The sequence below is a fragment of the Roseibium sp. RKSG952 genome, assembly GCF_009711355.1.
Window position 1 is genome coordinate 1 of record NZ_SMMF01000326.1, and the last position, 613, is coordinate 613.

Sequence of the window (613 nt, forward strand, 5' to 3'; positions counted from 1 at the left end):
TTCTCGGACGCAACATAGACCGCAAGGTCATCGCCCGCTTCACCGCGCACCACGTCACTGCCTGATCCACCATCCAGAGTGTCATCGCCACGCCCGCCATTGACGACATCGTTGCCGGCGCTTCCTTCCAGGAGGTCCCTACCAGCGTCACCATTCACGACATCATCACCCTTGCCGCCGATGAGCAGGTCGTCACCAGCCCCGCCGTTCAGGACATCATTGCCCCGGCCGCCCGAGATCAGGTCATCGCCCGCAAGCCCGGTCAGCACATCATCGCCCGCAAGGCCAACGATCAAGTCATCCGCCGGAGTTCCAGTCAAAACATCGGGACCGGGCGTCCCGACAACAATCTTGCCCGCATGAATGCCGCGCTCCTGATGCTCCATGCCGTTCGGCCCGAAGTCCTTCTCCTGTTGCCCCTGCTGGTCCGGACGCGCCGCCCGGCCATGGTCCTCAGCGGGATGAAAAGGGTCTGCTGCCGGGTCACCAGCCTGCCTGCCTTCATGTCCGGACGGCATGCCCAAAAAGGAAGACTTGATCTGCGAAACTATTCCCATGAATACCGACATGAACTTAACTCCTGCTCGTTTCACTGGTTTGCTTGCATGGAAAA

Annotated in this window: 1 protein-coding gene; it reads right to left on the minus strand. The window is 60.5% G+C overall.

Annotation, left to right across the window (positions count from 1 at the left end; all coding sequences use genetic code 11):
* Window positions 1–569 (minus strand): calcium-binding protein (locus tag E1297_RS00895; RefSeq protein WP_305793805.1); only part of this gene is annotated, 569 nt, incomplete at its 3' end.
* Window positions 570–613: the final 44 nt, after the last annotated feature.